The following is a 22,300-nucleotide window of genomic DNA, read 5'->3' on the forward strand; positions in this document are numbered from 1 at the left end:
GCGGGCGGGGACAGCCCCAAAATCCAGTCCTGTCGGCAGCTTGCGCGCGGGCGGCGCGCTCGGGGCTCCCCGCGCGCCGGCGGCCGGCGCACAGGAGCCGCCCATGTGCGCACCCGTTTGGGGTGCGCACGGTGCGGTGCGAGGTCGCCTAGCGGGCGGCCTTCCGGGCCCGCGGCGCCTCGGCGAAGTACTTCTCGGCCTGCGACAGCCCGTTGTCGAGCGCCTCCATGGTCAGGTCGCGCAGGATGGTCTCGGGCAGCCGGAGCGACTCGTAGTACCGCTGGCGGTCGGTCGCGTGGACGATGACCGGCAGCTTGTACCCGGCGTGCAGCAGGACGAGGTTCGCGAGCAGGCGCGCCACGCGGCCGGAGTTCTCGGTGAACGGGAACACCTGCATGAAGCCGTGGTGCAGCTTGCACGCCTGCTGGATGGGGTGCGCGTTGCGGAAGTCGGCGCCCTCGGTGGTCTCGAGCAGCTTCTGGAGCGCGGGCTGGATCTTCGCCGGCTGCGCGATGTCGTGGAAGTACGCGCGGTGGAGCGGCATGTCCTTGCGGTACTCGGCGACGCTCCGGCCCTCGATGCCGTGGCCGAGCGTCTCGTACAGCTTCTTCACCGTGGTGAGGTTGAGCTTCGGCTTCTTCGCCGCCGCCTCCTCGCGGACCAGGTCGAGCGCCACCTTGTGGTTGCGGATCTCCTGGAGCGCGCTCACGAACGTGACGTCGGCGAGCGGCGCGTTGGCGAGCGCGGTGGCGAGCTCCTGGCTCGAGTACACGACGCCCTCGAGCGCGTTCTCGTGGTAGAGCCACGACAGCTCGTACCGCGCGAGGAAGTCCTGGACGATCTCGGGATCACCGCGGAGACGGTCCGCGAGATCCTCCATGCGATCGTCGATGTCGACGTATCGGGTCCGCATCTTGGGTGCTCCTCTGCGCGAGGGGGATCGGCCCGGGTATCGAGGCGCGGAGCCGGTCGAACCCTTCGGCATCTCAGGCGATTTCCTTGGTGGGCCCCACGGAAAGTCCGGGGAATCTAGCCGAATCGTTCGCGAAAGGTCAACGGAATTGCCCTTCGGCGGATGGAACCGGCCGGGGGGCAGGTTTGTTCCGTCGCCGGCGCGCGCGAGGGCCGTCCTCGGGGGGCAAACACCCGGAAAACGGCCCTCGTGTCGGGAGGATGTATGGTGGCTCGCCCGCGGGAGCCCTGATGGGGCTCGGCGCGGGCGCGCGGGCCCCTAGTAGGGCGTGAGCCACTCCCGGTGCTTCGGATCCTCGCCGCCGACCGCCTTGAAGAACGCCTCGGAGATCCGCTTCGTCACCGGCCCGGGCTCGCCCTTGCCGATGCGCCGGTTGTCGAGCTCGCGGACCGGGGTGACCTCGGCGGCGGTGCCGGTGAGGAACAGCTCGTCGGCGAGGTAGGCGGTGTCGCGGGTGAACTTCTCCTCCTTCACCGGGATGCCCAGGTCGCCGGCGAGGCGGAGCACCGCGTTCCGGGTGATGCCGTCCAGCACCGGGGAGGAGAGCGGCGGCGTCTGCAGCACGCCGTTCTTCACGATGAACACGTTCTCGCCCGAGCCCTCGGCCACGTAGCCGTCGGCGTCGAGCAGGATCGCCTCGTCGTAGCCGGCGAGCGCCGCCTCCCGGGTGGCGAGGAACGAGTTCACGTACTGGCCGGACACCTTGGCGCGCACCATCTGGCCGCCGATGTGGAGCCGGGCGATGGACGAGACCTTGGCGCGGATGCCCTTCGCCATGCCCTCCTCGGAGAGGTAGGCGCCCCAGGGCCAGGCCGCGACCAGCACCTGCACCGGGTTCGGCGCGCCCACGCCCATGGAGCCGGTGCCGAAGAACGCGAGCGGGCGGATGTAGCCGGCCTTCAGGCCGTTCGCCTTCAGCACGTCGACGCAGGCGCGCTCGACGTCGCCGGGCGCGAACGGGATGTCCATGAGCATGATGCGTGCCGAGTCGAACAGGCGCTGGATGTGCTCGCGCAGGCGGAACACCGCCGAGCCCCCGGCGGCCTGCTCGTAGGCGCGGATGCCCTCGAACACGCCGATGCCGTAGTGGAGCGCGTGGGTGAGGACGTGGACCTTCGCGTCCTCGAAGGCGACGAGCTTGCCGTCGAGCCAGATCCTGTCCGCCTTGATCATCGTGGCCCTTCCGAGGTTGGTGGGAGTGGGTCGACGAAGATGCCCCAACGCGCCGCGGGATTCAATCGCACGATGCGCGGGGGCGCACCGCCGGTGGAGCGCGGCGCGCGGTCAGGCGAGCGGCGCGAACGGCCGCACCATCCGCGCGACGAACGGCATGTCGGGGTGCAGCTCGGCCTTCCCGGCGTGGATGGCGTCCCGCAGCTCCTCCCTCGACGGCACGATCTCGACCGGCGAGAGCACCTTCTGGAACGAGCGGTGGTGGTGGGCGAACGGCCGGTTGCGGGTCACGTTCTGCGCGGCGAGCTGCTCCAGCCCGAACCAGAGCGGCTGCGAGAGCTTGGGCGCGAAGCCCTCCAGCGCGAGCACGAACGCGTTCCGCGTGCCGATCGCGCCGCGCTGCACCGTGGACCACGCCGCCCGCGCCGGGAGGTTGTCCACCAGGCCGCCGTCCACCAGCCGGAACACGTCGTGCTTCTCGAGCAGGGCGCCGAGCAGGCGGTGCATGCGCTCGTCGTCGCGCAGCACGTCGTAGTGGATGACGCCGGGCAGGGCGGAGGAGAAGCCCACCGCGTCGATCGCGTCGAACGCGTGCGTCTCGGCGTCGGCGCCCAGGTAGATGCGGGCGAACCGGTCGCGCTGCACGATGAGCTCGCCCACCGCCTGGAGCACGTCGGAGAACATGCGGGTGAGCGCGCTCGGCCGCGGCGCGCGGGCGTCCAGGTCGAGCAGGTGCTCGTAGTAGCCCGGGTCGCGCGGCAGGGCGCCGTTGCGGATCCCGGTGACCGCCACCACCAGCGGCACCGCGAGCTGCCCGAGCGTGAGCGGGTGGCCGTCGGGGCCCTTCAGGAACTCGCCGATGGCGGCGCGCAGGTACAGGCGCAGCGCCGCGGGGAGGCCGTAGCGGTTCCCGGTCTGGAGGAAGCGGAACAGCGTGCGGAAGGAGAGCCCGCTCAGCGCCTCGTCCACGTCGTCCGGGTTCCAGCGCGCGCGGCGCGCCCGGAACAGGAGCAGCACCGAGCCCATGCTCGTGCCGGCCAGCAGCCGCGGCACGAGGCCGTACTGCTCCAGGAGCGCGAACGCGCCCAGGTACGACCAGGCCACGCCGCCGCCGCCGCCGCACACCAGCACCAGCGCCTTCTCGCACACCTCGCGGTCGAGCGCGCCGGGCGCGAGGCGCCCCTCCGCCGCCGCCACGGCCCGCGCCCGGAACGCGCGGGCGCGCAGCGACAGGTTCGGCACCATCCCGGTCGCGGCGGCGCGATCCGGCCCACCGGTCGCGAGCAGGGCCGAGACGAGCGGGCGCACGTCCTCGCGGAACGGGGCGAGCGCGGGCTCGAGGTCCACCTCGCCGCCGTCGGGCGCGCGGACCCGGCCGATCCGCGCCAGGTTGAGCGCGTAGCGGAGCGCCGCCTCGTCGCGCTCGGACAGCCACGCGGGCGTGCTCACCACCGAGCGGACCAGCGCGGCCTCGGCCTCCTCGAACGGGCGGATGGCCTCGTGATGGAGGTCGAGCGGGTCTTCGGGCGGGACGGGGCGCATCGGGGGCGGGCGCATTCTACGCCGCGCCCCCGACGCGCCCGTACCCCACCTCGGCGCACCCGGCCGGCGGGCGGCGGCGCGGGCCCGGCGTCAGCGCACGACGTCGTCGAACGCCTGGCGCACCGCCGCGGTCACGCGCGCGTACTCCGCCAGGAACCGCGTGCCCGGCTCCGCGCCGTAGTAGCCGAGCCGCCGCGCGAGCTGGTGCAGCGGCGGCCCGCTCGCGGGCAGGTGGTCGATGGTGAAGTCGTGGACGATGCGCAGGCGCAGCTCGACGTGGCGCAGGAACTCGTACCCGCGCGCGAGCGCCTCGTGCTCCGCCTCGCGCAGCAGGCCGGCGGCGCGCAGCGCGCGCAGCGCCACCGGGGTCGAGGGGGTCCGGATGGAGGGGTGGTCGTGGCCGTGCGCGAGCTGGAGGAACTGCGCCGCGAACTCCACGTCCACCAGGCCGCCGCGCCCGGTCTTCGGGTTCTTCCCGTGCGAGGCCTCGCGCGACAGCTCCGACTCCATCCGCTCCCGCATGCGCCGGATCTCGGCGGCGAGCGCGGCGGGGTCCTCGCGCCGGCCGTAGACCGCCGGCACGATGGCGCGCGCGTTCACGTCGTCGAACAGCGCGCGGTCGCCGGCCACGAAGCGCGCGCGGAGCAGCGCCTGGCGCTCCCAGAGCTGGCTGCGCACCGCGCCGGCCGCGCCGTCGCGCGCGGCGCCGCCCGGGAGCGCCTCGCCGGTGTGGTAGCGCACGAACCCCTCGGCGCCGATCACCAGCGCGCCCTGGTTGCCGGAGGGGCGCAGGCGCGTGTCGATCTGGTACAGGCGCCCCTCGCGCAGCGGCATCTGCAGGAAGGACATGAACCGCTGCGCGAGCCGGGCGTAGCGCTCGAAGCCCGGCTCGGCGCCGCCCGGGTAGAGGAAGATGAGGTCGAGGTCGGAGTGGTAGCCGAGCTCGCGCCCGCCCAGCTTCCCCATGCCGATGACGCAGAGCCGGCCCGGCGGCAGCACGCCCTTGGCGCGCGCCTCGTCCTCGGCCAGCGCGAGGCACGCCTCCAGGCACGACTCGGCGAGATCCGAGAGCTGGCTCGCGACGCTGGGCAGGTCCACGGTGCCGGCGATGTCGTGGATGGCGATCCGCAGCACCTCCTCGTCCTTGAAGCGGCGCAGCTCGCCCAGCTCGTGCTCCAGCAGGTCGTCGAGCGGGAGCGACCGGTCCACCGCCGCGAGGCGCTCGCGCACCCCGGCGCGGAGCTCGTCGAGCGGCTTCTCCAGCACCACCTGGTCCTCCCGGAGCAGCAGGTCGATGAGCTCGGGGTGGCGCAGGAAGCGCTTGGACAGGAAGTCGGAGGTGCCGAACAGCGAGAGCAGCAGCCGCGCGATGCGGCGGTGCTCGGCCAGCATCTTGAAGTACGGGTCGGGGTTGCGCAGCGCGGCGGCGAAGTCGGCGAGGTGCGAGAGCGCCTGGTCGGGATCGGGCGTGCCGAGCGCGTCCGCGAGGAGCGACACCGCCGCGGCGGGATCGCCGAGCTGCGAGAACGGCGTGCGCCGGCGGGCCATCGAGTCGATGGCGGCGATGGCGCGGTCCGGGTCGGCGAGGCCGCGGCGCGTCGCGATGGCGGCGCGGCGGTCGGCCGGCACGTCGGCGTCGGCGAGCAGCGCCAGCTCGGGATCGAGCGGGGCGGTGCCGGCGCCGGTGCCGAGCAGGCCGGCGAAGTGGCGGGCCACGCGCTCGCGGTGGTCCGAGAGCACCGCCTCGAACGCCTGCTCGGACGCGTAGCCCATGGCGCGGGCCAGGCCGGTCCGCTCGCCGGGCGGGGGCAGGCGCTGGGTCTGGGCGCCGTCCACCATCTGGACGCGGTGCTCGGCGCGGCGCAGGAACAGGTACGCGTCGGCGAGCTCGTCGCGGTCCCTGGCCGGGACCACGCCGGCGAACAGGAGCCGCTCCAGCGCCGGCAGCACCGCGCGCTCGCGGAGCGGCCGGCCCTCGTCGCGCCCGCCGTGCAGGAGCTGCAGCGCCGAGACGAAGAACTCCACCTCGCGGATCCCGCCGCGGCCCAGCTTCAGGTCGTCCTTGCCCTCGGCGCCGGCGCGGGCGTCGATGCGCGCCTTCATCGCCTGGATCTCCGCCACCACGTCGAGGTCCAGGCTGCGCCGCCACACGAACGGCTCGAGGTGCCGGAGCAGCTCGTCGCCGACCGCGAGATCGCCGGCGCCGGGCCGGGCCTTCACGAGCGCGTTGCGCTCCCAGGAGCGCCCGAACGCCTGGTAGTAGTACTCGGCGGCCGGGATGCTGTTCACGATGGGCCCGCTCCGGCCGTCCGGCCGGAGGTTCAGGTCCACCCGGAACACGAACCCGTCCTCGGTGGGCTTCGCGATGGCCTCGGTGACGTGCTCGGCGAGCTTCGCGTAGTAGGCGAAGTGCGTGAGCGGCTTCGGCCCGTCGGTCTGGCCGTCCTGCCCGTACACGTAGATGAGGTCGATGTCGGAGGAGAAGTTGAGCTCGCGCGCCCCGAGCTTGCCCATGGCGACCGCGCAGAAGCCCGCGCCGAACTCGCGCCCGGCCAGCCCGGCCGGCGCGCCGTGGCGGGCGCGCAGGCGCCGGTCGTGGAAGCGGATGGCGGCGTCCACGCAGGCGCAGGCGAGCGCCGACAGCTCGGCCGTGATCTCCTTCACGCGCGCCCGGCGCAGGTCGCGGAGCGCGATGCGCACCACCTCGCGCGCGCGCACCCGCCGGAGCAGCCGGTGGAAGCCGTCCACGTCCCCGGGATCGAGGCGGCGCGCGGTCCGGGAGAGCACGCGGCGCAGGTCGGCCTCGGTGCGCGGGCGGAGCAGGTGCGGCGAGCGGGCGGCGCGGCGGAGCAGGCGCGGGTCGCGGGCGAGCAGGGCGGCGACCAGCCGCGAGCCGCCGCAGAGCAGCGCGAGCGCCTCCAGCAGGTCCGGCTCGGCGGGCAGCGCGCCCGCGCCGTCCACGTACCGCTCGATGCCGGCGAGCGCCAGGTCCGGATCCGGCGCGCAGGCGCACGCCTCGCGCACCGCGGCGATCCGGCCGGGGAACTTCCGCTCCAGGCGGGCGAGCCGCTCCTGCGACTCCGGGGCGCGGGGCTCGAGGGGCGGCAGGCCGGGGATCGCGTGCGAGGTGGGCATCGGCCGGCCATCATAGCGCCGCGCCGGGGCGCACCCCGCCGGATGCGCACGCCGCGCTGGCCGGGCGCGCCCGCGCCGCGCTACCTTCCGCGGATGCGCTCCCTCGTGCTCGCGGCCATCCCCGTGGCGTTCCTCGCCGCCTGCTGCACCGACGGCTCACCGGCGCCGCAGCCGCCCGCGCCGCCGCCGCCGGCCGCGGGCGGGCCGGCCGCCGGGGCGGGGCCGGGCGACCCGGGCGCGCCGGCGGGATCGGCGATCCGGTCCGGGGCCGGCGAGGCGGGAGGCGCCGCCACCCCGGCGCCGCCTCCGCAGGCGCACGCCCCGGCGCCGGCCGGCGCGTGCCGGCGGACCGGCTGCGCCGGCGAGCTGTGCGCGGCCGAGGACCTGGTCTCGCCGTGCATCATGAAGCCGGAGTTCGCCTGCTACGTCGCGGCCCGCTGCGAGCGCCAGGCGGACGGCGCCTGCGGCTGGACCGGGGACGCGGCGCTGCAGCGCTGCCTCGCCGAGAAGCGGGCGGGGAGGCCGGCGGATCGGCTCCCATAGCCCGCGGCCCTCAGAGCGCGTGAATCAATCCCTGGACCGAGCCAGGCGGTCGAGACGCGAGCAGCGCGAGGCGCGACGACCGAGCATGCCCGTCGGCATGTGAGGGAGGAGCAACGACGCGATGCGACGCGGATCGGCCGCCGCGGCGACGGGAGGGGATGGGTTCACGTGCTCTCAGGGACCGTGAAGTAATCCGTTCGCGTCGAGCGTGGCGGCGCCGGAGGCGCCGCGGAGTCGAGACGCGCCCGAGTCCGGGGGGGCAGCGGCGGCGGTTCGGCCGGCCGAAGTCCGATGCTGCCCGGTCAGGACCCTGGTTCGGGCGCCCGAAGTGGGCGCCCGGAGACGCCGGTCAGGCCGAGAGCCCGCTCGCGATGAGCCGCATCACGTTGAAGCTGATGGCGGCCAGCAGCACCACGGTTTTCACCTTCACGAGCCCACGGACGTTCAGCCGGTCGAGACCTCGGTGCGCCCGGAGATCCGCGTTCGTCCGCTCAGCGAGCACGCCGCGCTGGATGTAGACGCGCTTCGCATCCTCGGTGCCCATCCGTATGCGCCACGCACCGACCGCGGGCGGGTCGTTCCGCTTCGGAGCGTGAGGGTCGACGTCCTTGCTCTTCGACTTCGGCAGCGGCGCGTAGGCGGTCGCGCCGCGCTCCGCGATCGCCTCGATGTTGTCGAGGGTCACGAAGCCGCCGTCGACCAGGTACTCGCGTGGCGCCTCGCCGGTGCGGCGCTGGATCTCGTCGAGCATCGGCACGACGTGTGGCTGGTCGGTGCCGTTGTTCGTCACGTCCGCGCCGACGATGAAGCCGCTCTCGTCCGTCGCGAGCTGCACGTTGTACGCGGGGCGAAAGCCGCCGTCGGCCATCTTCATCACGCGGCTCTCGGCGTCCGTCGTGCTCACGCGGATCTCACCGCGGCGTCTCGCGTCTGACGGCTTCTTCTCGTCGCGCTCGGCACGCTCCTCCTCGACCTCACCAATCTCCGCAAGCGCAGCGTCGATGGCGTCGAGCCGCGCCTTCGCCGCGCGCTCCTTCGCGGCTGTCACTCGCTTCGTCGATGCGGACGGATCTTCGCTGATCTCGCGGCGGAGCTTGCGGACCTGCTCCTCGGCCTCGTTGCGGCACCGCTCGAGCGATTGCCGACGCCGGAAGCTCGCCGCCCCGGCGCTCGCGCGGACCTTCATTCCGTCCTGCGCCACGCGCTTCAGCTGCACTACGCCTTCCTTCATCAGCGCGGCGAGCACCTGCGTCATGAGCCGGTCGAGCTTCTTGCCGTGAATCACGCGGAAGTCGGCGAGCGTGTGGTGGTTCACCGGCACTCCGCCGCAGATCCAGCGGTACGGCGCATCCCGCTCGCAAAGCCGCTCCAGCAGCCGGGCGCTCCCCACGCCCTCGGAGTTCGCGAACAGCCACAGCGCCAGCAGCACCGCCGGGTCGGTCGCCGGTCGCCCCGCGTTGCTGCCCCTCGACGCGATCTCGTCGTAGAACGCCGAGAGATCTAGCCGCTCAACGAGCCCCCAGATGGCGCGAACCGGATGCTCGTCCGCGACCAATGCCTCAAGGTCGGTCGGCTGCAACGACAGCTGGTTCCGGACCGGCCTCACCACCCGCGGCGCGTCGTGCTCGCTCACGCCCCGAGAAGATCACGGCCGGCCGTCCTAGGTCCATGGGCGCCGGCCGATTTCTTCACGCTCTCTCACAGGGTTGATCAGAATTCCTCGACGAGCACGTAGACACAGCGAACCCGCTTCGCCGTGACGAGGCGACCGACGTTGTGGGCGAGGATCTTGAGCAGGATCTCCGCCCGGACCGTCTCGGGGAGCCGCGAGCTGACGCGACGGAACCCCATCGTGTCTTCGATGGCGGAGAACACCGGCTCAACGGTCGCGATGCGCCGGTTGTAGCGCTCGCGTGCCCCCTTGCCCTGTAGCCGGTCCCGCATCGCCTCCGCAGCCGGACTCACGGTGAGGGCGCGCTCACGTCCGGGCGTGCACTGCGGCTTCTGCGGGCACTCCGCGCAGCCGACGCCGATCCACTTCAGCCGGCCGACCGCCGAGTCCTGATAGGGGCCGCGCATACGCGTGCCTGCCGGGCAGACGGCGGTTTCGCCGTCGATCTCGAAGGCGCGCCGCCCAAAGTACGGAGCCGTCCTGTCGTCATGCCCGTTCTCCTTGCCGGGTTCGGCGACGAGGATGTCGGCCCACTCGCGGGAACGCAGTGCGAACGAAAGATCCGGCTCGCTCCAGTAACCTGCGTCCGCGGCGAACTGGAGCTTCGATTCCTCCGGCACACCCGCCCGCAGGAGGGCCTCTCGCGCTTGGTTCACCGCTCCCTCGAGCTTGCCGTAGTCGTTCGTCGCCGCGTCCACCAGCACGGAGATCACGAAGCGGGTCCTCTGCCCGCTCGCGGTGACGGTGACGCGATGACCCGGCAGACCCGCGCCCGACGGGAACTTCATCAGTGCGGCCGCGGGGCTCGTCAGCACCACGTTCGTGACGTCGCGCTCGTCGCACAGCGCCAGCGCCTCGCGATGCTTCTTGAGCTTTGCCGCGTGCTCCATCCGGCTGCCCTTCGGCAGGTCTCGCGGATCGATCCCCTCGAGTTCGCGGAGCCGCCGCGTGGAGCGCTCGCGCGTCCTCACCGCCTTCGTCGAGGCGTGCGCCCGGATTCGGACGCTGTCGATGGCGAGGTCCTTCGCGTCGAGCAGCCCGCGCTCGTGCGCGAGGCGCACCGTGGCGTCGATGGCGGCGGCGAACAGCACGGCATTGCGCTGCCGGAACCGGCGCAGCGTCGCGCCCGAGTGCTTCCCGCCACGTGCGACGAGCCGCATCGCCGCGTCCGTCCCCAGCGCGCGGGCCACCTTGGTCGAGTGATGAAGTCCGATGAGGCTCGCGTACACCCAGACGGCGAGCGTGCTCTTCGGGTGATAACCGTGACGGCCGAGCGACGAGTAGCCGGCCTCGACCGCCGATGTGTCGAGCTGCTCGACGATCTCGAGCACCGCCCAGGCGAGATGATCCTTCGGGACGCTCTCCGCCGGGCAGCCCAGGATCGCGTCGAGCTGGTGGCTCGTGTCCGGCTTGAAGTGCGGATCGGGATCTCGGCGCTGCCTGCGGCGAACTTGGGCGGGCTCGGTCGGCGGGGGCGTGAGCGTCATCGCGCGCAGAAGATCATCCCGCGCCTCTGACCTCAACTCCTGTTTTGGGCAACCGTGTCAGCCCTCCGCGTCGGCGTCGCCGCCCTCGTCCGCCTCCTCCCTCGGCGGCGCGCGGCCGGCGCGGGAGAGCCCGTGCTGCTTGATCTTCTTGTGGAGGTTGGTGCGCTCGACGCCGAGCGCCTGCGCGGCCTGGGTGATGTTCCAGTCGTGCTCCTCGAGCCGCGACAGGATGTAGTCGCGCTCGACCAGGTCGCGGAGCTCCTTCAGCGGCACCTCGCCGTAGCGGGACAGGTCGGCCGAGCCGGGGGGCGGGGGCGGCGCGGCGCGCGGGCCGACCGTCTCCGGGACGTCGGCGGCGGTGATGCGCTCGCCGCTCATGATCACCATCCGCTCGCACACGTTGCGGAGCTCGCGGACGTTGCCGGGCCAGCGGTGCTGCCTCAGCCGGTCATAGACGGCGGGGTCCACCGGCTTCGGGCGCAGGCCGTTCTCGCGGGTGGCGAGCTGGAAGAAGCGCTCGGCGAGCACCGGCACGTCGTCGAGCCGGTCGCGGAGCGGCGGCACCGTGAGCGGCACGACGTTCAGGCGGAAGAACAGGTCCTCGCGGAACGTGCCGTTCCGCACCTCCTCCTCCAGGTCCTTGTTCGTCGCGGCGATGATCCGGACGTCCACGGTGAACGCCTTCTCGCTGCCGACCCGCACCACCTCGCCGGTCTGGAGCGCGCGGAGCACCTTGGCCTGGGCGGACAGCCCCATGTCGCCGATCTCGTCGAGGAACAGCGTGCCGCCGTGCGCCACCTCGAACTGGCCGCGCCGGCGCGCCGCGGCGCCGGAGAAGCTGCCCTTCTCGTGCCCGAACAGCTCCGACTCGATGAGCTCGGAGGGGATGGCCGCGCAGTTCACCTTCACGAACGGCCCGTCGGCGCGCCTCGACTGACGGTGCACCTCGGCCGCGACCAGCTCCTTGCCGGTGCCGGACTCGCCCAGGACGAGCACGCGGCCGCTGGTGGGCGCAACCTTGCCGATGTCCTCCCGCAGCTTCCGCATGGCGGGGCTCTCGCCCAGCATGTCGTCGGAGAAGCGGCGCTCGCGCGCGGAGAGCGCCTGGACCTTGCCCTCGAGGTCCCGGCGCGAGAGCGCGTTGCGCACCGAGACGAGGACGCGGTCGCGGTCCACCGGCTTGGAGAAGAAGTCGGTGGCCCCGCGCTTCACCGCGTCCACCACGTCGCTCGTGTCGGCGTGGCCGGAGATCATGATGACCGGCAGGTCGCGCCACAGCTCGCGGGCGCGCGAGAGCAGGGTCAGGCCGTCCATGCCGGGGAGGCGGATGTCGAAGACGCCCAGGTCCACCGGCTCGGACTGGAGCACCTCCAGCCCCTGCTCGGCGCTCTCGGCCTCCAGCACCGCGTAGCCCTCGGCCTCGAGCACCATCCGCAGCGTGCGCCGGATGTTCCGCTCGTCGTCCACCACCAGGATGCTCGCCTTGGTCGGGTCCATGCGGGCGCGATCATAGGCGACCTCGGCCCGGGACGCCCGCGCCGCGCGCGGCGGGGACGCCGTCACACCTCGGCGGGCCGGGCCAGGATCACGAGCGAGCGCGCCTCCACCTCGACCGCCCCCCGGGCCTCCACCGGCCCGTGGCGGCGCTCCGGCTCGGCGGCGGTGTCCTCCAGCACCAGCCAGCGCCGGCCCCACTCCACCGCCGGGAGCACGTAGCGGACCGGCTCGTGGTGCGCGTTGAGCAGCACGAGCAGCGTGTCCCCCACGATGCGCTCCCCGTGCTCGTCGGGGCTGGCGATGGCGTCGCCGCCCAGCAGGAACGCGACGGACCGCGCGAACGGCTCGTCCCAGTCCGCCTGCGTCATCTCGGCGCCGTCGGGGCGGAACCAGGCCAGGTCCTTCACCGACGAGTCCCAGAGCTGCGCGCCGCGGAAGAAGCTGCGCCGCTGCAGCACCGGCTGCGAGAGGCGCAGCCGGATCATGCGCCGGGTGAACGCGAGCAGGGCGCGGCGCCGCTCGTCGAGGTCCCAGTCCAGCCAGGACAGCTCGTCGTCGTGGCAGTACGCGTTGTTGTTCCCGCGCTGCGTCTTCCCCATCTCGTCGCCCGCGGCGATCATCGGGACGCCCTGCGACACGAGCAGCGTCGCCATGAGGTTGCGCTGCTGCCGCTCGCGCAGCGCCAGCACCGCCGGGTCGTCGGTCTCTCCCTCCGCGCCGCAGTTCCACGAGAAGTTCTCGTCGGTCCCGTCGCGGTTCTCCTCGCCGTTCGCCTCGTTGTGCTTCTGGTCGTACGAGACGAGATCGCGGAGCGTGAACCCGTCGTGCGCCGTGACGAAGTTCACGCTGGCGTAGATCTTGCGGCCGGCGGGCTCGTACAGGTCGGCCGAGCCGGTGAGCCGGTAGCCCATCTCCGCCTGCTGGTCCTCGTCGCCCTTCCAGAACCGCCGCACCACGTCGCGGTACTTCCCGTTCCACTCCGACCAGATCACCGGGAACGCGCCGACCTTGTAGCCGTCCGGCCCGACGTCCCACGGCTCGGCGATGAGCTTCACCTGCCGCAGCACCGGGTCCTGGTGCACCGCCGCCAGGAACCGCGAGGCCTCGTCGAACGTCTCCGGGTCGCGCGCCAGCGTGACGGCGAGGTCGAAGCGGAAGCCGTCCACGTGCATCTCGTTGACCCAGCAGCGCAGGGAGTCCATCACCAGCGCCAGCGTCTGGGGCTGGGTGAGGTCGAGCGAGTTGCCGGTGCCGGTGTAGTCGGCGTAGTAGCGCGGCGACTCGCCCGCGAGCCGGTAGTACGTCCGGTTGTCGAGCCCCTTCAGCGAGAGCGTCGGGCCGAGGTGGTTGCCCTCGCAGGTGTGGTTGAAGACCACGTCGAGGATGACCTCGACGCCGGCGCGGTGCAGCGCCTTCACCATCCCGCGGAACTCGTTCACCTGCTCGCCGGGGCCGCGGCGCGCGGCGTAGCGCGGCTCGGGGGCGAGGTAGGCGAGCGTGGAGTAGCCCCAGTAGTTGCGCAGCCCGCGCTGGAGCAGGAACGCGTCGTCCACGAACGCGTGCACCGGCAGCAGTTCGACGGCGGTGACGCCCAGGCGCGTCAGGTGCTCGAGCGCGGGCGGCGAGGCCAGCCCGGCGTACGTGCCGCGCAGCTCCGGCGGGACCTCCGGGTGACGCATGGTGAAGCCGCGCACGTGCAGCTCGTAGAGGACCGAGCGGTGCAGCGGGGTGCGCGGAGGCCGGTCGCCCTCCCAGTCGTAGTGGTTGCCGACCACCAGCGCGCGGGGCACCCACGGCGCGGAGTCCTCCGGGTCGGGGGTGAGGTCCTCGTCCGGCGCGCCGCGGCGGTAGCCGAACACCGCGCCGCGCAGGTCGGCCTGGCCGCTCAGCTCGCGCGCGTACGGGTCCACCAGCAGCTTGGCCGGGTTGTAGCGGTGCCCCGCCTCCGGCTCGTACGGACCGTGCGCCCGGTAGCCGTACGGCGTCCCCGGCCCGACGCCGGGCAGGTAGGCGTGCCAGACGTGGCCGGTGCGGGCGCCGAGCCGGAGTCGCCGCCGCTCGACCGCGGGGTCGGCCGGATCGAACAGGCACAGCTCCACCGCGTCCGCGTGGCGCGCGTACACCGCGAAGTTGGTGCCCTCGCCGTCGAACACCGCGCCCGGCGGGTAGGGTCGGCCAGGCCAGATGCGATCGCCGTCCATGGGCGCCTCCGTCGCGGCCTCCACCGGAAGATGGGGCCCCGCCGGCGGGCCCGCCACGACGGCGGAGGGTCCGGGTGGGGTGGGGCGTCAGCGCGCGCCGGCCGCCGTCCTGCCGACGCAGAAGTAGCTGAACCCCTGTTCGCGCATCTCCTCCGGGTCGAACACGTTGCGCCCGTCGAACACCACCGGCGCGCGGAGCAGCGCCTTCATGCGCTCGAAGTCCGGGTTGCGGAACTCGCTCCACTCGGTGACCACGAACAGCGCGTCGGCCCCCTCCAGCGCCTCGTACGGCCCGGGCGCGAACGTCACCCGCTCGCCGAAGCGCCGCCGGGCGCGCTCCATCGCCACCGGATCGTACGCCTGCACCCGCGCGCCCTTGCCCAGCAGCCCCTCGATGACCTCGACCGAGGGCGCCTCGCGCATGTCGTCGGTGCGCGGCTTGAACGCGAGCCCCCACACGCCGAACACCCTGCCGGCGAGATCGCCGAAGTGCCGCACCGCGCGCGACAGCAGGTGGCGCTTCTGGCGCTCGTTGGTCTTCTCCACGGCACGCAGCAGGTCGAGGTCCACCCCGTGCCGCCGGCCGGTGGCGAGCAGCGCCTTCACGTCCTTCGGGAAGCAGGAGCCGCCGTAGCCGATCCCCGGGAACAGGAACGGGTAGCCGATGCGCGTGTCCGCGCCCACGCCGCGCCGGACCTGCTCGGCGTCGGCGCCCACCTTCTCGCAGAGCAGCGCGATGTCGTTCATGAACGAGATGCGGGTCGCGAGCATCGCGTTCGCCGCGTACTTCACCATCTCGGCCGAGCGCGGCTCCATGAACAGGATGGGCCGCTCGGTCCGCACGAACGGGGCGTACAGCTCGCGCATGATCCGCCGGGCCCGGTCGCTGCCGGCGCCCACCACCACGCGGTCGGGCCGCTGGAAGTCCTCCAGCGCCGCCCCCTCCTTCAGGAACTCGGGGTTCGAGACCACGTCCACCTCGAACCGGGCGCGACGGCCCATGATCTCCTGGATGCGCCCGGCGGTCCCGACCGGCACCGTGCTCTTGGTCGCGACCACGGTGTAGTGCTTCACCGCCCGCGCCACCTCCTCGGCGGCCTCGATGACGTGGCGCAGCTCGGCGTCGCCGTCCTCGCCCTCCGGCGTGCCCACCGCCAGGAACACCACCTTGGCGCGGCCCACCGCCTGCGCGAGGTCGGTGCCGAAGCGGAGCCGCCCCTCGCGCTGGTTGCGCCGGACGAGCTCCTCCAGCCCCGGCTCGTAGATCGGGACCTCGCCGCGCTGGAGCCGCTCGATCTTCCCGGCGTCGGTGTCCACGCAGCTGACGTCGTTGCCGGACTCGGCGAGGCACGTCCCGGTGACCAGCCCCACGTACCCCGCGCCCACCACCGCGATCCGCATCCATCCCCCTCGTTCCGCTAGCCCGGATCCTCCTGCGCCACCCGCGCCCGCCGGCGCGCCGGCGCCCGGCGCCGCGCGGCGCGCTCCCGCGCCTCGCGCACGTGGGCGGCGAGCGCCTCCGCGCGGTGCGCCGCGGTGTGCTCGGCCAGGACGCGCCGCCGCGCCCGCGCGCCCAGCGCCCGGCGCTCGTCCTCCGGGAGCCGCTCCAGGATCGCGAGCGCCTCGCCGGTGGAGCGCGCCAGCAGGATCTCCCGCCCCGGCGCGAACACGGTCTCGAGGCCGGGCCACGGGTCGGACACGATGGGCGTGGCGCACGCCGCCGCCTCGAACAGCCGCACCGACGGCGACCAGCCGGCGCGGACCATGTCGGCGCGGGTGACGTTCAGCGTGAAGCGCTGCGCGGCGTAGAACGCGGCGTGCTCGCCGGGCGCGAGGTGCTCGACGCGCGTGACGTTGGCGGGCCAGGCGATGCCGGGCGGGTACTGCGGGCCCGCCACCACGAAGCGCCGGTCCGGGCGGCGCCGCGCCGGCTCGATCAGCAGCCGCTCCAGCGCGGGCTGGCGGTCGGCGCCGTAGGTGCCGACGTAGCCGAGGTCCCAGGTCGGCGCGGCCCCCGGCCCGGCGGCGGGGCGGTGCACCTCCGGGTCGGCGCTGCAGTAGAGCGCCCGCGCGGCGGGCGCGCCCAGCTCGCGCTCGATGCGCGCGAGCATGGGACCGCCGGTGAAGGACAGGTACAGGTCGAAGCCGGGCACGAGCGCCGCGGTGAGGTACTCGCACTCGCCGCGGGAGAGGCGCGCCACCGTGACCGGCGTGTCGATGTCGTAGAACGCGGTGACGCCGCGCGCGAGCTCCTGCACCAGGCCCCCGACCTCCACGCCCTCCGGCACGTAGGAGCCGACCACCGCGAGGTCGGCGCGGCGGAGGGTCTCCCCCAGGCGCTCGCGCAGCTCGGCCACCGACCGGTACAGCTCGAGGCGGCAGAACGACGGCGCGGCGAGATCGCGGTTCGCCGCGTACCAGGGCACGTCGCGCTCGAGGAAGGTGACCCGGTGCCCCGCGGCGGCGAGGGCGCGGCACAGCGCGCGGTAGGTGGTGGCGTGCCCGTTGCCCCACGACGACGTGATGGAGAGCCCCAGGAACACCACGTCGAGCGCGCCGGCCGTCATTCGGCCCACCCCTGGGCGAGCGCCGGCTCCGGGGCGGGCCGGGCGCCGCGGATCCCGAGCGCCGCCTCCACCACCTCGGCGCGGCGCGCGTAGGTGTGCTCGGCGAGCACCCTGCGGCGGGCGGCGGCGCCGACGCGGCGGGCGCGCGCCGCGTCCAGCCCGGCGACCAGCGCGGCCACCTCGGCGCCGTCGCGGGCGACCAGGATCTCCTCGCCGGGCGCGAGGAACCGCTCGATCCCCTCCCACGCGTCGGTGACGATGCAGGCGCCCGCGCCGGCCGCCTCGAACACGCGCGTGGCGGGGGAGAAGCCGGTCGCGGCCATGCTGTCTCGCGAGACGTTCAGCACCGCCCGCGCGGTGGAGTTCCAGGCGTTGTGGTCGGCGGTGCCGACGTGGCCGGCGCGCCGCACGTTCGGCGGCACCGCCCGGTCCTCCCAGCCCGCCCCGCCGAGCAGGAAGCGGCGATCCGGCAGCGCCGCGGCGGGGCGCAGGAAGAACTCCTCCACCCGCGCCTCGCGATCCGGGAGCCGGTTCGCGAGGAGCGCCAGGTCGGCCTCGAAGCGCCGGTCGGGCGGGGCGGGGTGATGGGTGGACGGATCGAGCGCGTTGTAGACCGGCACGCAGCGCCGCGCCCCGCGGGCCGCGTAGGCGCGGACCACCGGGTCGCCTCCACCGTAGGTGAATAAGAGGTCGTACCGGGGCACCAGCGCGTGGAACGGGTCGTCGGGGTCGGCGGCCAGCCGTGCCAGGGTGGCGGGCGCGTCCACGTCCCAGAACGCGACCCGGTTCCCCGGCCGCCGCAGCCCCGCCACGCATGCCTCCAGCAGGGCGTCGTGGACGCCCACGCCGCTCGCCTTCACCACCAGGTCGGCGTCGGCGGCCTCCTCCAGGCATCGCTCCAGCGCGGAGGGATCGCCCGGATCCCAGACCACCGAGCGCGCGTACGGTGGATCCGGGATGTCGCGGTGCCGCTGCCGCTCGAACGCGTCGGGCTCGTAGAAGGTGAGCGCGTGGCCCCGCGCGTGGAGCGCACGCGCCAGGCCGCGGTAGTAGGTGGCCGCCCCGTTCCAGTAGGCGGAGACCAGGCTCGAGGCGAAGAAGGCGATCCGAAGCCGTTCAGGCATGGGTGTGACGGGCGGCCTCCGGGCCATCCGCTCGACGAAATGTAGGTTGCCGATCCCCCGCCCGCAGTCGGCGCCGAGCGGCCCGGCGTCGCTCGGCGCTGCGCCGCACGCCCGAGGAGCGTTCCCCCGCGAGGCGTGCACGTTGCCCGGCCACGCACCTGTCCGCACGTTTCGCGAGGAGGGCCGCCCTTCACGCCCGGGGGACGGAGCGGGGGGCGGGCCCAGGGACGGCGAACGCATGAACGGACGGAGGATCCTCATCACCGGCGGTGCCGGCTTCATCGGGTCGCACCTCGCCGACCACCTGCTCGCGCACGGCCACGCGGTGCGCGCGCTGGACGTCCTCTCACCCCAGGTGCACGGCCCGGGCGCGGCGCGCCCCGCCTATCTCGCCCGGGAGGTGGAGCTCCAGGTCGGCGACGTGCGCGATGCCGAGGCGGTGCGGCGCGCGCTGCGGGGGGTGGACGCGGTGGTGCACCTCGCCGCGGCCGTCGGGGTCGGCCAGAGCATGTACGAGGTGGAGCGCTACGTCGGCGTGAACGATCTCGGGACGGCCACCCTGCTCCAGGCGCTCATCGAGCGCCCGGTGGAGCGGCTGGTGGTGGCGTCGTCGATGAGCCTGTACGGCGAGGGGCTGTACCGCGACGCGCACGGCCGGTCCGTCACCGCGGAGCGGACCCGCGCGCAGCTCCTCGCGCGCCGCTGGGAGCCTGCCGGGGAGGACGGCGCGCCGCTCGAGCCGGTCGCGACGCCCGAGACGAAGGCGCCGGCGCTCGCGTCGGTCTACGCGCTCTCGAAGTACGACCAGGAGCGGATGAGCCTGCTCGTCGGCGAGGCGTACGGCATCGCCACGGTGGCGCTGCGCTTCTTCAACGTGTACGGCACGCGCCAGGCGCTCTCCAACCCCTACACCGGCGTCCTCGCCATCTTCGCGGCGCGCTACCTCAACGGCCGGCCGCCGCTCGTCAACGAGGACGGCCTGCAGCGCCGCGACTTCGTGTCGGTGCGCGACGTCGCCGAGGCCTGCCGCCTGGCGCTGACGGTGCCGGGCGCGGCCGGGCAGGTGCTGAACGTCGGCAGCGGCCGGAGCTTCACGGTGCTCGAGGTCGCCGAGCGGCTGGCCGTGGCGGTCGGCCGCGAGGAGCTCCGGCCCGAGGTGACGCAGCGCTACCGCGTGGGCGACATCCGCCACTGCTTCGCCGACATCTCGCGGGCGCGGGCCGTGCTCGGCTACGCGCCGGCGGTGGCGTTCGACGACGGGCTGGCGGAGCTGGCGGGCTGGCTGGAGGGCCAGATCGCGCACGACCGGGTGGGAGAGGCGAGCGCGGAGCTGGCCGCGCGGGGGCTGTCGCTGTGATCGCCGAGCGCGTGCTGGTGGTGGGCGGGGCGGGGTTCATCGGCGCGAACCTCGCGCACCGGCTGCTCTCGTCGGGGACGCGGGTGCGGCTCCTCGACAGCCTGGCGCGGCCGGGCGTGGAGCGGAACCTGGCCTGGCTGCGCGCCACGCACGGCGATCGGCTCGAGGTGATCACCGGCGACGTGCGCGACCCGGGCGCGGTGGCGCGCGCCGTCGAGGGCGCCTCGGCGGTGTTCCACCTGGCGGCCCAGGTGGCGGTGACCACCTCGCTGGTGGACCCGGTCCAGGACTTCGAGGTGAACGCCCGCGGCACGCTCAACGTGCTGGAGGCGGTGCGTCGCCAGGACCCGCCGCCGTTCGTGCTCTTCACGTCCACCAACAAGGTCTACGGCGCGCTCGAGGACGTCCTCCTCGAGGACGCCGGCCGGCGGTACGCTCCGGTCGATCCGGGGCTGCACCGCGGGATCTCCGAGGCGCGCAACCTCGCCTTCCACTCACCGTACGGCTGCTCCAAGGGCGCCGCCGAGCAGTACGTCCTCGACTGGGCGCGCACCTACGGCGTGCCCGCCACCGTGTTCCGGATGAGCTGCATCTACGGCCCGCACCAGTTCGGCACCGAGGACCAGGGCTGGGTGGCGCACTTCCTCATCCAGGCCATGGCCCGGCGCCCCATCACGCTCTACGGCGACGGCAAGCAGGTGCGCGACATCCTGTTCGTGGAGGACCTGCTCGACGCGTTCCTGGCGGCGCGCGAGCGCCCGCGCGAGGTGGCCGGGCGCGCCTTCAACCTCGGCGGCGGGCCGGACAACACCGTGAGCCTGATCGAGCTGCTCGAGCTCGTCGAGGCGCTGGAGGGCGTGCGCCCACGGGTGACGCTCGAGCCGTGGCGCCTCGCCGACCAGCGCTGGTACGTGTCCGACCCTTCCGCCTTCGCGGCGCTGGCCGGGTGGGCGCCGCGCACCGGCGTGCAGGAGGGCGTGGGGCGGCTGCACGCGTGGCTGGCGGCGGCGGCGCGGCCGCAGCGCCCGGCCACGCTCGAGGAGGCGGCGACCTAGATGGCCGCGCACATGCGCGCCGCGGTGCTGGCGGGCCCGCGGCGGATCGAGCTCGCCGAGGTGGAGCGGCCCCGGCCCGGGCCGGGCGAGGTGCTGGTGCGCCTGCACGGCTGCGGCGTGTGCGGCTCCAACCTGGCGCCGTGGCAGGGGCGGGCCTGGTTCACCTATCCGTTCGCGCCGGGCGTGCCGGGGCACGAGGGGTGGGGCGTGGTGGAGCGGCTGGGCGCGGGCGTGGACGGGCTGGTGGAGGGGCAGCGGGTGGCGCTGCTCTCCGGGGCCGCGTTCGCGCAGTACGACCTCGCCGCCGGGGACCGGGTCCTGCCCATCCCGGAGGCGCTCACCGGGCCGTTCCCGGGCGAGGCGCTCGGCTGCGCGGTGAACGTCTTCCGCCGCGCCGCGATCGGGCAGGGCGACACGGTGGCGGTGGTGGGGGCGGGCTTCCTCGGGCTGATGGTGCTCCGGCTCGCCGCGCTGGCCGGCGCGCGGGTCCTGGCGCTCTCGCGCCGCGAGACCTCGCTCGCGCTGGCGCGGCGGCTCGGCGCGGACGAGGCCATCCCGACCGGCGATCCGGGCGCCGCCGAGGCGCGCGTCCGGGATCTCACCGGCGGGCGGCTGTGCCGGGTGGTGGTCGAGGCGATCGGCTCGCAGGAGGCGCTGGACCTCGCCTCGCGGCTGGTGGCCGAGGGCGGGCGGCTCGCCATCGCCGGCTACCACCAGGACGGCCCCCGCACCGTGGACATGCAGTCGTGGAACTGGCGCGGGATCGACGTCGTGAACGCCCACGAGCGCGATCCCGCGGTGCAGCGGGAGGGGGTCCTCGCGGCGGCGCGGCTGGTGGCGGAGGGGCGGCTCGATCCCGGGCCGCTCTACCGGAGCTTCCCGCTCGACCGGCTCGCCGACGCATTCCAGGCGATGGAGGAGCGGCCCGACGGCTTCGTGAAGGCCCTCGTCACCCCATGATCGCGTACCCCTCGGCCAGCCCGGCGCGCCCGCGGCTCGGCTTCCTCGGCGTCGGCTGGATCGGCCGGCACCGCCTGCGCGCCATCCTCGAGTCCGGCGCGGCCACCGCCGCCGCGCTCGCCGATCCGAGCGCCGCCGCGGCCCGGGAGGCCGCCTCCGCGCTGGACGGCTGCCTGGTGGTCCCCGACCTCGACGCGCTGCTCGACCTGGGCGTGGACGGCGTGGTGATCGCCACGCCCTCGGCGCTGCACGCGGAGCAGGCGGTCCGGGCGCTCCGCCGCGGGGTGGCGGTGTTCTGCCAGAAGCCGCTCGCGCGCACCGCCCCGGAGGCGCGGCGGGTGGTGGAGGCGGCGCGCGCCGCCGACCGGCTGCTCGGCGTCGATCTCTCCTACCGCCACGTCGCGGGCATGGACCAGGTGCGCGCGCTGGTGGCGGAGGGGGCGCTCGGCGAGGTGTACGCGGCGCACCTCTCATTCCACAACGCGTACGGGCCGGACAAGCCCTGGTTCTACGACGCGCGCCTCTCCGGCGGGGGCTGCCTGGTGGACCTCGGCATCCACCTGGTGGACCTGGCGCTGTGGACGCTGGGCGGGCCGGGGGTGGACACGGTGAGCGCGACGCTGCGCTCGGGCGGGAAGCGGCTGCGCGGGCGCGAGAGCGGGCTGGTGGAGGACTACGCCGCCGCGCAGCTCGAGCTGGGGAACGGCACCGCGGTCCAGCTCTCCTGCTCCTGGCGCCTCTCGGCCGGCCAGGACTGCGCCATCGAGGCCGCGTTCTACGGCACCAGGGGCGGCGCGGCGCTCCGCAACGTCCACGGGTCCTTCTACGATTTCCTGGTGGAGCGCTTCCACGGCACGCGGCGCGAGCTGCTGGCCGGCCCGCCCGACGCGTGGGGCGGCCGGGCCGCGGTGGCCTGGGCGCGCGCGCTCGCCGCCGGCGGGCGCTACGACCCGGCGGTCGAGTCGATCCTCGACGTCCAGGCCACCCTGGACCGGATCTACGAGGCGTGACCCA

At 74.3% G+C, this 22,300-nt stretch carries 16 protein-coding genes; 5 read left to right on the top strand and 11 right to left on the bottom strand.

Annotated features, from left to right (window positions below):
- Window positions 1-148: 148 nt before the first annotated feature.
- From ANAEK_RS05515 to glnE, 4 genes are all read right to left on the bottom strand, one after another.
- The gene (locus tag ANAEK_RS05515; protein WP_012525166.1) at window positions 149-913 is read right to left on the bottom strand and encodes a Fic family protein; all 765 of its coding nucleotides are present in this window, start codon (window positions 911-913) and stop codon (window positions 149-151) included.
- 318 nt (window positions 914-1,231) lie between these two features.
- Window positions 1,232-2,146, bottom strand: a complete 915-nt coding sequence (locus ANAEK_RS05520) for a branched-chain amino acid transaminase (protein ID WP_012525167.1) — start codon at window positions 2,144-2,146, stop codon at window positions 1,232-1,234.
- Window positions 2,147-2,257: 111 nt separating this feature from the next.
- On the bottom strand, window positions 2,258-3,688 hold the full coding sequence (locus ANAEK_RS05525) for a patatin-like phospholipase family protein (protein WP_232288376.1): 1,431 nt from the start codon (window positions 3,686-3,688) through the stop codon (window positions 2,258-2,260).
- Between the two features lie 90 nt (window positions 3,689-3,778).
- On the bottom strand, window positions 3,779-6,823 hold the full coding sequence (glnE, locus tag ANAEK_RS05530) for a bifunctional [glutamate--ammonia ligase]-adenylyl-L-tyrosine phosphorylase/[glutamate--ammonia-ligase] adenylyltransferase (RefSeq protein ID WP_012525169.1): 3,045 nt from the start codon (window positions 6,821-6,823) through the stop codon (window positions 3,779-3,781).
- Window positions 6,824-6,916: 93 nt separating this feature from the next.
- Between glnE and ANAEK_RS05535 the strand changes: the two genes are divergently transcribed.
- Window positions 6,917-7,366, top strand: coding sequence for a hypothetical protein (locus tag ANAEK_RS05535; RefSeq protein WP_232288377.1), 450 nt, complete (start codon window positions 6,917-6,919; stop codon window positions 7,364-7,366).
- A gap of 349 nt (window positions 7,367-7,715) precedes the next feature.
- Here ANAEK_RS05535 and ANAEK_RS05540 read toward each other — a convergent pair whose 3' ends face one another.
- The 7 genes from ANAEK_RS05540 to ANAEK_RS05570 form a co-directional block, all read right to left on the bottom strand.
- Entirely contained in the window at window positions 7,716-8,999 is a 1,284-nt protein-coding gene (locus ANAEK_RS05540; protein ID WP_012525171.1) for an IS1182-like element ISAnsp1 family transposase, read from the bottom strand.
- A gap of 77 nt (window positions 9,000-9,076) precedes the next feature.
- Complete coding sequence (locus tag ANAEK_RS05545) at window positions 9,077-10,525, bottom strand: IS1182-like element ISAnsp6 family transposase (RefSeq protein ID WP_012525172.1); 1,449 nt, start codon at window positions 10,523-10,525, stop codon at window positions 9,077-9,079.
- A gap of 57 nt (window positions 10,526-10,582) precedes the next feature.
- A complete protein-coding gene (locus ANAEK_RS05550; protein WP_041454031.1) occupies window positions 10,583-12,022 on the bottom strand; it encodes a sigma-54 dependent transcriptional regulator in 1,440 nt (479 codons plus the stop codon).
- Window positions 12,023-12,084: 62 nt separating this feature from the next.
- Window positions 12,085-14,223, bottom strand: coding sequence for a glycogen debranching protein GlgX (gene glgX, locus ANAEK_RS05555; RefSeq protein ID WP_012525174.1), 2,139 nt, complete (start codon window positions 14,221-14,223; stop codon window positions 12,085-12,087).
- Between the two features lie 87 nt (window positions 14,224-14,310).
- A complete protein-coding gene (locus ANAEK_RS05560; RefSeq protein ID WP_012525175.1) occupies window positions 14,311-15,624 on the bottom strand; it encodes a UDP-glucose/GDP-mannose dehydrogenase family protein in 1,314 nt (437 codons plus the stop codon).
- 17 nt (window positions 15,625-15,641) lie between these two features.
- Window positions 15,642-16,790 carry a glycosyltransferase gene (locus ANAEK_RS05565; protein ID WP_012525176.1) on the bottom strand — a complete coding sequence of 383 codons (1,149 nt, stop codon included), beginning with the start codon at window positions 16,788-16,790 and terminating at the stop codon, window positions 15,642-15,644.
- Window positions 16,787-17,914, bottom strand: a complete 1,128-nt coding sequence (locus tag ANAEK_RS05570; RefSeq protein ID WP_012525177.1) for a glycosyltransferase — start codon at window positions 17,912-17,914, stop codon at window positions 16,787-16,789. The genes ANAEK_RS05565 and ANAEK_RS05570 overlap by 4 nt, the downstream gene beginning before the upstream one ends.
- A gap of 238 nt (window positions 17,915-18,152) precedes the next feature.
- Between ANAEK_RS05570 and ANAEK_RS05575 the strand changes: the two genes are divergently transcribed.
- From ANAEK_RS05575 to ANAEK_RS05590, 4 genes are read left to right on the top strand one after another with little or no spacing between them, the layout of a single operon-like run.
- On the top strand, window positions 18,153-19,271 hold the full coding sequence (locus ANAEK_RS05575; RefSeq protein ID WP_012525178.1) for an NAD-dependent epimerase/dehydratase family protein: 1,119 nt from the start codon (window positions 18,153-18,155) through the stop codon (window positions 19,269-19,271).
- Complete coding sequence (locus ANAEK_RS05580) at window positions 19,268-20,326, top strand: SDR family NAD(P)-dependent oxidoreductase (RefSeq protein ID WP_012525179.1); 1,059 nt, start codon at window positions 19,268-19,270, stop codon at window positions 20,324-20,326. The genes ANAEK_RS05575 and ANAEK_RS05580 overlap by 4 nt, the downstream gene beginning before the upstream one ends.
- A complete protein-coding gene (locus tag ANAEK_RS05585; RefSeq protein WP_012525180.1) occupies window positions 20,327-21,286 on the top strand; it encodes a zinc-binding dehydrogenase in 960 nt (319 codons plus the stop codon). It abuts the gene before it with no gap.
- Entirely contained in the window at window positions 21,283-22,296 is a 1,014-nt protein-coding gene (locus ANAEK_RS05590; protein WP_012525181.1) for a Gfo/Idh/MocA family protein, read from the top strand. Before ANAEK_RS05585 ends, ANAEK_RS05590 begins: the two co-directional genes overlap by 4 nt.
- The last annotated feature ends 4 nt before the right edge of the window (window positions 22,297-22,300 follow it).

This window comes from Anaeromyxobacter sp. K (genome assembly GCF_000020805.1).
GTDB lineage: Bacteria > Myxococcota > Myxococcia > Myxococcales > Anaeromyxobacteraceae > Anaeromyxobacter > Anaeromyxobacter dehalogenans.